Genomic DNA, 10,628 nt, shown 5'->3' with positions numbered 1-10,628 from the left:
GTTTTGGCCTCTTCCATGGACACGCCCATTGTTTCGGCCACCATCAGCACCATGCGCCGGGGCATCATCATGTATACCATCAGGGCATCCACATTGTTGTCTGCGAGCAGCACGTTGGGAATGTCCACGAAATAATCCAGGTTCCGCTTGGTAAAGGTCAGGTCCACGGGATTGTTCATGCTGCCCGTGCTGGGAATGTATTCGGCCAGTTTTTCCCGGGTCTGATCTTCAATGGAAGGAAGCTGCAGGCCGTTTCGTGCGCATGCATCCGCGGCCACCGCACCCGGTCCGCCGGAATGGGTCTGGATGACCACCCGGTTGCCCCGGGGGAGGGCTGTTGTGCCCAGGCACCAGCAAATATCAAACATTTCCTCGATGGAATGGGCCCGAATCACCCCGCTTTGCCGGAACACCCCGTCATATACCCGGTCTGCACCGGCCAGGGCCCCGGTGTGCGACAGCCCGGCCCGGCCGCCGGCCTCGGTGCCGCCCACGTAATAAGCCACAACAGGCTTGTGCGGAACAATCTTTCTGGCCGCATCAATAAATTCCCGGCCCCGCCGGATGCTTTCGATATACAGGGCAATCACCCGGGTGTCCGGGCATTTTGCCAGATACTCCAGGCAGTCGACAATATCGACGCTGGCCTCGTTTCCCACGCTGAAGCCGGTGGAAAATCCAAGATTATAGCGGCCCAGATAATCAAACATCTGGGTGATGAAGCTGCCGCTCTGGGAGGCCATGCCGATAAATCCCGGCGGATGGTCGCAGGGCAGAAACGTGGCATTAAACTTGAAGTGGGTGTTGACCGCCCCGATGCAGTTGGGCCCGAGAAAACGCATGTTGTGACGGGCCGCGGCCTCGTTTAACTGCTTTTCCAGTGCGGCGCCCTCCGGGCCCACTTCCCTGAATCCGCCGGAAACCACGATGGCATGGCCGATTCCTTTTTGCCCGCAGGCCTCCATTACCTCCGGCACCACCGGTGTGGGCAGCACAATAATGGCCAGATCCGGGGTTTCCGGAAGATCGAGCACCGACGAATACGCCTTGTGCCCCTGTACGGTCTCCTCCCTGGGGTGAACCGGATAGATGGCGCCATCATAACCCATCTGCTTGATCGAGGATAAAATCCCGGTGCCCATGGCAGTAGACTTGTTGGAAGCCCCGAAAATGGCAATGCTGCGGGGGTTGGCAATCCGGTATAGCGGAGAATCCTCAATTCGGTCAGTCATGGCTGCTTTCCTTTAACACCACGAGCGCGTCAACGGCCTTCAGACCGCCCTCGGGTGTGATGATCATTGGGTTGATGTCAATTTCAGCGATATTTTCCTGCTCCAGTCCGATCCGGCCCAGGGCGCACAGATTTTTGGCCAGCTGATCCATGTCGGCTGCGGCCTCGCCCCGAAACGCATCAAAGACCTTTCCGGCGCGAAGCTCTGCTGCCATATCTCTGGCTTCGGCCTCGTCAAACGGGGCAATACGGAAGGCCGTGTCGTTGATCACCTCGGTGAGCACGCCGCCCAGGCCCAGCATCACGCACGGGCCGAACTGGGGCTCCCGGTGCAGGCCCAGCACCAGCTCCCGCTTGCCGGAAACCATTTCCTGGACCAGCACGGCTTCAAACCCGTCACCCAGTTTGCCGGAAATGGCATCAAAGGCATCGGCCACTCCCTGCTCGTCTGCGATATTGACAAACACCACCCCGAATTCGGTCTTGTGCATGAGTTGGGCGCCCGAGCCCTTGACCACAACCGGAAACCCGATCTGCCGGGCGGCTTCAACGGCCGCGTCCCGGTCTGCGGCCAGCTGCTCCCGGGTAACGGCAATGCCGTAATCAGCAAGCAGCCGTTTTGCGTCATATTCGGAAAGGGCCCGCCGGCCGGCGGCCAGGGCCTGATCAATGATTTCCATGGCTGAATTTTCCTTTTTTTGTTTATGCGGGTTCATACAAAATCACCGGCTTTTGCTGTGCCCGCCGGATACGCTTCTGTATTTCCAAATAACGCAGGTGGGAAATGGCCTCTCCGGTGGCAAACCATTTCTGGGCCACCGGGAAATCCGCCCAGCTTTTGGCGGTCAGATCCCAGGTCATCTGCGAGGCCACCTCAAAGGCGTTTTGAGGGCCGGCCTTCTCCAGTATCTCCACCACTTCCTCCAGGCGCCGGCCGTGATGGGCCTTTAACTCGTCAATGCGTTGGGCGAACCGCTCAAACAGATGCCGGTGGCCCGGCAGGGCGCAGCTGACCTCGAGATCGCGCACCTTGTCAAGGCTGGCCAGATAATCGCCCAGGGGATCATCTGTATCTGACCAGCACTGAATATTGGGGGTAATGTTGTAGAGCACGTGGTCGCCTGCAATAAAAATCTTTTTGTCCGGTTCATACAGGCAGGTATGGCCCTTTGTATGGCCCGGGGTCTGGATGCAGGTAAACGCGTAATCGCCCACGGTGAGCTGCTGGCCGTCTTCGATCAGGTTCATAAACGGCATCCACCCGGTGCCGTACTTAAATCCCGGATGCTGATTCAAGGCGTTTCTCAGCTCCTGTTCGGGAAATCCGCTCTGGCCGCCATAGGCAATCATGGGCTCAAAACCCTGCCAGTTTTCAATGAGCTCACTGTCGGGCCGATTGAAATAAATCCGGGTATTTTCACCGGCAAGCGCCGGCACCAGCCCGAAATGATCCGCATGCAGATGGGTGATAAACAGGTCAATGGAATCGATGGCAATGCCGATTTCATCCAGGCCTTCGAGCATGGCCCTTTTACAAACGTCCCGGTTTAAACCGGTATCAATAACAAGATTTCGATCCCCGCCTTTGATCACATATGAATTTAAATATTTCAAGGGGCTTTCGGGCAGCGGGATGTGAATGCGATAAAGCCCGGGATACAACTGCTCAGCCATTTGGGTTTCCTTTTTTGGGGTCCGGAAATAAAACGAACGCTCACTCTTTTTTTGCGAAAATCCATTCTACTCCTTAAAAAATATTTTTCAAGCCCTAAGACAAGAGTCCCCCGGTTGACACACCAGGGATTTTGGATATAGTTATGTTTATTGCGCCATACCCTTAATCCATCAAAGGAAGCTGTTGACAATGCCCACTGATGAAGAAATTCTTGAATACCACAACAAGCCCAGGCCCGGCAAAATCGAGGTGGTGCCCACAAAACCCTGCATGTCCCAGGGCGATCTCTGCCTTGCCTATACACCGGGCGTGGGCCTGCCGTGCGTGAAAATCCAAAAAGACCCGGACCTGGCCTATGATTACACGGACAAGGCCAACCTGGTGGGCGTGATCACAAACGGCACCGCCGTGCTCGGCCTGGGCAATATCGGGGCCCTTGCCGGAAAACCGGTCATGGAGGGAAAGGCGGTATTGTTTAAGCGCTTTGCCGACCTGGACGTGTTTGACATCGAGATCAAAACCGAAGACCCGGACGAATTTATCCAAACCGTCCGGCTGCTGGAGCCCACGTTCGGGGGCATCAACCTCGAGGACATCAAGGCACCGGACTGTTTTTACATCGAAGACACCCTGCGCCGGGAGATGAACATTCCGGTGTTCCACGACGACCAGCACGGAACCGCCATTATTTCAGGAGCTGCGCTGATCAACGCCTGCCGCCTGACCGGCCGGGAGCCCGAAGATCTGCAAGTGGTGGTCAACGGCGCAGGTGCGGCCGCCATTGCCACGGCCCGGATGTATGTATCGCTGGGCGTCAAAAAGGAAAACATCATTTTTGTGGATTCCCGGGGCGTAATTTACCAGGGCCGCAAGCAGGGCATGAATCCCTACAAGGAGGAATTTGCCGCTGCCACGGACAAACGCACCCTGGCTGATGCAGCAGAAGGCGCCGATGTTTTGCTGGGCCTTTCGGTGGAAGGGGCCTTTACACCGGATTTGCTGGGGCTTTTAAACAAGAACCCCATCATTTTCGCCCTGGCCAACCCGGAGCCGGAAATCGGCTATTACGAGGCCAAAGAGGTCCGGCCCGATGCCATTATTGCCACGGGCAGATCCGACTATCCCAACCAGGTCAACAACGTGCTGGGATTTCCCTATATTTTCCGGGGCGCCCTGGATGTGCGCGCATCTGCCATCAACGAGGAAATGAAGCTGGCCGCAGTGCATGCCCTGGCCAAACTGCCCCGGGAGGATGTGCCCGACTCGGTGATCCGGGCCTACGGGGGCACGGCCCTGACCTTCGGGCCCGACTATATCATCCCCAAGCCCCTGGATTCCAGGGTGCTTTTGAAAATCACCCCGGCCGTGGCCCGGGCCGCTGTTGAAACCGGGGTGGCGCGCACGGAGATCAGCGATCCAGGCGCCTATATCCAGGCTTTGGAGGCCCGCCTGGGACCGGAACGCGAAATCATGCGCAAAATCATCACCCGGGCCCAGCAGAACCCCAAGCGGATCGTGCTGCCCGAAGGCGACCATCCCGTGATCTTAAGAGCCGCTCATCACGCCGCAAGCGAAGGCATCGCCCGGCCTATCCTGCTCGGCAATCACGAGGAGATTGGAGATCTGGCCCGGCAGCTCCACGTGCCCTTAGACGGCATTGAAATCATTGACCCGGTGCAAAGCCCCCTGTTTGACCAGTATGTGGACAAACTGCACATGATGCGGGCGCGCAAGGGCTGGGGACCGGCTGAAACCCGCCACCAGCTCCAAAACCGGTTCGTGTTCGGGGCCATGATGGTCCATGAAGGCATGGTCGACGGCCAGGTCCACGGCATCAGCCGGTCCTATCCGGACGCCATCCGGCCGGTGCTCCAGGTCATCTCCCGGCGGCCCGGTGTCAGCAAGGTGTCCGGGGTTTATCTGATGGTCTTCCGGGACCGGATCCTGATGTTTGCAGACGCCACGGTCAACATCAACCCCACATCCGAAGATCTTGCCGAAATCGCGCTGCTGACCGCGGAAATGGCCCGGTTTTTCGACATCAACCCCAGAATCGGCATGCTTTCATTTTCCAACTTCGGCGACACCCGCCACCCGGATGCCCAGCGGGTGGAAAAAGCCGTGGAAATCGCCATGAAACGCGACCCGTCCTTGACCATTGACGGCGAGATGCAGGCGGATACGGCAGTGGTATCCGAAATCCTAAACCAGCACTACCCGTTCAACCGCCTGGGCGCGCCCGCCAATGTGCTGATATTCCCGGAGCTGGCATCCGGCAACATCGCCTACAAACTCATGCAGCGGCTAGGCGGGGCCAAGGCGGTGGGACCCCTTTTGATGGGCATCAGCAGACCGTTTAACGTGGTCCAGCGCGACACGGACATGGAAAACGTGGTCAATGTCATGGCCATTACCGTGGCCCAGGCCCAGGAATTTGAGCGCAAGCAGCAGAAAAAACCCTCGGTCTTCGCCCATGCCGACCCGGCCTAAGCAGGTTGAAGTGGCCGTGGCCATGCCGGTGTTCGGCACCTACACCTACCAGGTGCCACCGGCCCTGGAAGGCCTGGTGGAAGCCGGCAAACGCGTGCTTGTGCCCTTTGGCTCCCGCCGGATCACGGGCTATGTGCTGGGCGAAGACAGCCGGGACACCGCGGATACCCTAAGGCCCATAGACGATGTCATAGATGACGACACCCCGGTGTTTCCGGCTGAAATGATCCCATTTTTCCGCTGGATTGCCGACTATTACATCCATCCCATCGGCGAGGTCATCTCAGACGCCCTGCCCGGGGGCATCAACCCATCGGAATACGCGGTGTTTTCGCCCACTGCCCGGGGCCGTCGGGCCCTGGAGGAAAACACCCTGGCCGCTGCCGAGCACAAAGTCCTGGCCCGGCTTACTGAAAAGGCCTGCAGGTGGGCGGCGCTGTGCAAAAACGCCGGTGAAGACATTCCCCGCAGCCTTTTGGAAAAAATGCGCCGGCAGGGACTGATTGAAAAACAGCACAAACTCCAGCGGCAGACCGTACGCACAAAGACCGAGCGCTGGGCCGCCCTAACGGATACGAGTGCGGACGAATCCGGCCTTTCTGAACCCAAAGCCAGAATTATCAAACATCTGCGCGCCCACGGACAAACCCCGGTGGCCGCCCTGAAAAAAATCGTCCCCACGGCCGCCGCACACGTGCGCGACCTGGCCAAAAAAGAAATTGTCTGCATTGTGGAGCAGGAGGTCTACCGGGACCCGTTTGGCGATCCCGTAACCCCGGACACCCCGCCCCGGCTCACCGGCGAACAGCAGCGGGTGGTGCGGGAGGCGGCAGAGGCGGTCACATCCGGATTCTGCACCTACCTGCTGGCGGGCGTTACCGGATCGGGCAAAACCGAGGTCTACATGCACATTGCCGCCCATGCCCTGGAGCACAACCGCACGGCCCTGGTCCTGGTACCGGAAATCGCCCTGATCTCGGAAATCGAACGCCGGTTCCGGGCCCGGTTCGGCGCCCGGGTGGCGGTGCTGCACTCCGGGCTGTCAGCCGGCGAGCGTTTTGACCAGTGGATGCGCATTGCCCGGGGCGAGTCACCGGTGGTCATCGGCGCCCGCTCTGCGGTGTTTGCGCCCTTGACCCAACCCGGGGTCATTATCGTGGACGAGGAGCACGACACCTCGTATAAGCAGGAAGGCCGGCTGCACTACAACGCACGGGACATGGCCGTGGTCCGGGCCAAGCTGGCAGACGGGGCTGTGGTTCTCGGATCGGCCACTCCCTCGGTTCAGTCTGTGTATAACGTGGCAGCCGGAAAATTCCGCGAACTCAACCTCACCCGGCGTATCCACCGCCAAGCCATGCCCGAGGTGTCGGTGGTGGATCTCCGGCAGCACAGGGGAGCAAAAGGCGCACGCCGGTTTATCACCCCGCCCCTGAAAGAGGAGATCCGGGCCACCCTTGGCCGGGGCGAGCAGGTGCTCTTGTTTTTAAACCGCCGGGGCTTTGCCAGCTACCCGGTGTGCGCCCAGTGCGGTGAGGCCCTGAAATGCAGGCACTGCGACATCACCCTGACGCTTCACAAAAAAGCCAACATCTACAAATGCCACATGTGCGGCTATTTCCGGGCCGCTGTCTCCAAATGCGATACCTGCGGCTCGGCTTCGATCAAGCAGTTGGGCACGGGCACGGAAAAGCTTGAGGACGCGGTGGCCACCCTTTTTCCGGAAGCCCGGGTGGCCCGCATGGACAAGGACACCATCAACCGCAGGGGCGCTTTGCTCAAAATCCTCAAGAACCTGCGAGAACAGAAAATCGACATCCTGGTGGGCACCCAGATGGTGGCCAAGGGCCATGATTTTCCCAACATCACCCTGGTGGGCATCATCTGCGCGGACCTTTCCCTGTCGTTTCCGGATTTCCGGGCCGGGGAGATGACCTTCCAGGTCCTGGCCCAGGTGGCCGGCCGGGCCGGCCGGGGCACGGCCCCGGGAAAAGTGGTGCTGCAGACCTACAGCCCGAATCATTTTGCCATCAAGGCCGCCCGGATCCAGGATTTCATGTCCTTTTACAACCAGGAGATCAAATTCAGAAAAGCCCTGCAATATCCGCCGTTTGCCCGCATGACCCAGCTGAAAATCTCCGGGCGGGACAAAACCAAAACCCGCCAGCAGGCCGAAGACCTCGGCCGCCTGTGCCTGCAGATTCAAAACAGCGGAGATCCGAACTTCAAGCAGATCCAGGTCCTCGGCCCCATTGAGTCCCCGGTCACCCGCATTGCCGGGCGCTACCGCTGGCAGATCCTGCTAAAGGCCCCGGAAGCCGGGTCTGTCCGGAAAATGCTCAATCTTTTGCGCACCCAAAACCCTTCGGCCTTCCCGGGCCGCGAAGTTCACACCGTCATTGACGTGGATCCCTTTTTCATGATGTAGCCGCCGGGCCCCACCACATGGGACAAAGAAAATAACCCCCTTACCGCATTAAACATCTGCCAAAACGCACCGAAAGGTAAACACAGAACCGGTGACGGGTTTGGAAAAATTCCCGCCTGCCGGCAACGCGTTTTTTCTGAACAACATTGTTGTTTAAAAACAATGTTTACAAACAAACACAGGAGAGCAGCAATGAGATCAATCCGGCAAATGAGCCTGAATGCCAAAATTATCGCCATATCCGTGGTTCCCGTGCTTGTGGTGGCCCTCGTTTTATGGGTTGTCAGCAGCCGGTCCCTGGAAAAAAGCATTTACACTGAAAAAAAAGAAAAAACCGGAGAACTGGCGGAAGTCGGTCTTTCGGTCTTGAAAAACTTTCATGAAAAGCAGCAGTCCGGAGAAATGTCGCGCCAGGAGGCGCAGGCGCACGCAAAGGAAACCGTGCGCACCATCCGCTACGGCCCGAAAATGAAGGATTACTTCTGGATCCAGGATTTCACCCCGCGCATTGTCATGCACCCGTTCAGCCCGGACCTGGAAGGAGAGGATGTCTCGGATATCGCCGATCCGGACGGGAAAAAGCTTTTTATTGAATTCGCGAAAACCGCAAAACAGGAAGGCGCCGGCCACGTGCCCTACAAGTGGAAGTACTATGACAACGAAGGACAGATTGAGCCAAAATTGTCCTATGTGGCGGAATTCAAACCCTGGGGCTGGATCATCGGCACGGGCGTCTACGTTGAAAGCATTCAAAAAGATATCACGGCCCAGACAAGGCTGCTGATGCTGATTTCCCTGACCCTTGCCGGCATATCCATTGCAGTTGCGTTTTTCTTCAGCCGCCGGACCAGCCGGACGCTGGCCGGAATCGTCCAAGGACTGGGCAAAAGCTCAGAGCAGGTGGCCTCTGCCTCCGGACAGATTGCCTCTTCGAGCCAGTCCCAGGCTGAAGGCTCAAGCGAGCAGGCCTCAAGCCTGGAGCAGACTTCGGCATCCCTGGAGCAGATCGCCGCACAGACCCGGCAGAACGCAGACAATGCTGAAATGGCCGACAGCGCGGTCAAGGAGACGGCATCTGCTGTGGAATCCGGCGTTACCTCCATGCAGCGCATGAACACGGCCATAAACGAAATAAAAGAGTCTTCCAACGAGACGTCAAAAATCATCAAAACCATTGACGACATCGCATTTCAGACCAATCTGCTGGCATTGAACGCCGCTGTTGAGGCCGCCAGGGCCGGGGAGGCCGGCAAGGGCTTTGCCGTGGTGGCCGAAGAGGTCAGAAACCTTGCCCAGCGTAGTGCCGAGGCGGCCAGCAACACCTCCCGGCTCATTGAGCAGTCCCAGCAGAACGCTGGCAACGGCGTCAGCGTGGCAGAAGAAGTGGCCGCCCAGCTCAATTCCATCAAGGAAAGCTCGGGCAAGGTCAACACCCTTATCAGCGAGATTACCGCCGCATCAAAGGATCAGTCCCAGGGCATCGAGCAGGTCAACACCGGGGTTTCGGAAATGGACAAGGTGGTTCAGCAAAACGCGGCCAATTCCGAGCAGTCGGCCAGTGCAGCCGAACAGCTTTCCTCCCAGGCTGCGGAACTAGAGCACATGGTGACCCAACTGCAGGCCGTGGTGGGCGGCAAAAATACCTGATGATTTGGCTTTAGCGCACCAGCCCCGGGCGCATGCGGTCTTCAAGGGATTTGCGCCAGGCTTCAAGCTCGGCTGCATCGGTTGTGCGCGGGATCTGCGGGAGCATGTCGCCAAAACGGATCCGCACCCGGGACAGCGGCCTGGGCACAAAAAACCGGTCCCAGGAGTTAAAGATCCACTTTGCGTCGGCTTCGACATACACGGGCACCAGCCGCGCACCGCTGTCCATGGCAATTTTGACGGCCCCGTTTTTCACAACCCCCGCAGGGCCCCTGGGGCCGTCTAAAATATGGGCGCCGAGCCGGTTTTCCTGCAAATGCCGGATCATCTGCGACATGGCCGTGCGCCCGCCCCTGGACGAAGAGCCGCGAACCGTCTGCCATCCCGTGTAATTGGCCACTGCTGCAATCATCTCCCCGTCCCGGCTCCGGCTGATCATCAGCCCGGGCCGGTATTTCTCATAGGCTTTAAAGGGCCGGATCAGCGAGAAAAACTGCTGGTGCCAGACACAGAGCAGCACCTTTCCGCCGGTCTCAACATGCTGCTGCCAGGGCGCTTCATTGATCACCCGCAGCCGCAAACCGGCCGAATATATCCGGATAAACCGGTAGACCAGGTAAGCAAAGCGTTTTGAGTAAAGCAGTTTTTTGGTATTTATGCCCATATCCGTTCCTTCCCAATGCCTCTGCAGGCCTGCATGGTTTCTGCCGCAATTTTTGCTTTCATTTTCCGGCCATACCCGCTTTTGCCCAAAGCGTCAAGGGTTGTGCCGGCTCTGGTCACTTCCCGATGGGCGGCATCCTGCATCAGCTTTGGTTTACAAAAGGAAGAAATCATTTCGAATCTATTGCATTACGGCATTATTGCCGGTAAACTTGTTTCATATTTCGGTTTTAAAAAATTGATATGCTTGTAAAAGATCTTTTTTACAGGCAGTTTTAAGTGATCTAAAGTTTCCCGGATTTCATCACGCCGCCAGGCGCAATAGGCTAGTCAAAAATGAATTTACTAGTCTTTTTCGCGGCTCCGGGAAAAGTATTGCAAAATTATTGTCCAATGCGGCTTTGGCCACCAGTCTTCTGACATCGGAGAAGGCAAAATGGCGGCGGCCGCCAACGGCATGATGCCGCTGCGGAACTTTTTCATATCTGCTGGCA

8 protein-coding genes and 1 pseudogene are annotated in these 10,628 nt (G+C 57.9%); 4 read left to right on the top strand and 5 right to left on the bottom strand.

Translation table 11 applies throughout. The features are described from left to right. From R6U41_RS02100 to R6U41_RS02090, 3 genes are all read right to left on the bottom strand, one after another. On the bottom strand, positions 1 to 1,232 hold a 1,232-nt coding region (locus R6U41_RS02100), incomplete at its 3' end, for an acetate--CoA ligase family protein (RefSeq protein WP_410268178.1). After that, the gene (locus R6U41_RS02095) at positions 1,225 to 1,911 is read right to left on the bottom strand and encodes an acetate--CoA ligase family protein (protein ID WP_410268177.1); all 687 of its coding nucleotides are present in this window, start codon (positions 1,909 to 1,911) and stop codon (positions 1,225 to 1,227) included. The genes R6U41_RS02095 and R6U41_RS02100, both read right to left, overlap by 8 nt. Positions 1,912 to 1,933: 22 nt before the next feature. Next, positions 1,934 to 2,905, bottom strand: a complete 972-nt coding sequence (locus R6U41_RS02090; RefSeq protein WP_410268176.1) for an MBL fold metallo-hydrolase — start codon at positions 2,903 to 2,905, stop codon at positions 1,934 to 1,936. A gap of 190 nt (positions 2,906 to 3,095) precedes the next feature. Between R6U41_RS02090 and R6U41_RS02085 the strand changes: the two are divergent. The 4 genes and pseudogenes from R6U41_RS02085 to R6U41_RS02070 all read left to right on the top strand — a co-directional run. Then, a pseudogene (locus tag R6U41_RS02085) lies at positions 3,096 to 4,325 on the top strand (malic enzyme-like NAD(P)-binding protein); the annotation flags it as partial. 51 nt (positions 4,326 to 4,376) lie between these two features. Next, entirely contained in the window at positions 4,377 to 5,396 is a 1,020-nt protein-coding gene (locus R6U41_RS02080) for a phosphate acyltransferase (RefSeq protein ID WP_410268179.1), read from the top strand. After that, complete coding sequence (priA, locus tag R6U41_RS02075; RefSeq protein ID WP_410268175.1) at positions 5,380 to 7,824, top strand: primosomal protein N'; 2,445 nt, start codon at positions 5,380 to 5,382, stop codon at positions 7,822 to 7,824. The genes R6U41_RS02080 and priA overlap by 17 nt, the downstream gene beginning before the upstream one ends. Before the next feature lie 192 nt (positions 7,825 to 8,016). Continuing rightward, positions 8,017 to 9,471 carry a methyl-accepting chemotaxis protein gene (locus R6U41_RS02070; RefSeq protein ID WP_410268174.1) on the top strand — a complete coding sequence of 485 codons (1,455 nt, stop codon included), beginning with the start codon at positions 8,017 to 8,019 and terminating at the stop codon, positions 9,469 to 9,471. A gap of 10 nt (positions 9,472 to 9,481) precedes the next feature. On the opposite strand, the gene R6U41_RS02065 is transcribed toward R6U41_RS02070, so the two are convergent. Both R6U41_RS02065 and R6U41_RS02060 read right to left on the bottom strand, forming a co-directional pair. After that, positions 9,482 to 10,135 carry a lysophospholipid acyltransferase family protein gene (locus tag R6U41_RS02065; RefSeq protein ID WP_410268173.1) on the bottom strand — a complete coding sequence of 218 codons (654 nt, stop codon included), beginning with the start codon at positions 10,133 to 10,135 and terminating at the stop codon, positions 9,482 to 9,484. Positions 10,136 to 10,438: 303 nt separating this feature from the next. Further along, positions 10,439 to 10,628, bottom strand: a 190-nt coding sequence (locus R6U41_RS02060; RefSeq protein ID WP_410268172.1) for a hypothetical protein, incomplete at its 5' end; no start/stop codon positions are given.

It is taken from the genome of Desulfosalsimonas sp., assembly GCF_046483245.1.
GTDB lineage: Bacteria > Desulfobacterota > Desulfobacteria > Desulfobacterales > Desulfosalsimonadaceae > Desulfosalsimonas.
Note: the sequence above shows the minus strand (reverse complement) of the source record. Positions and strands in the feature narration are given on the sequence as shown.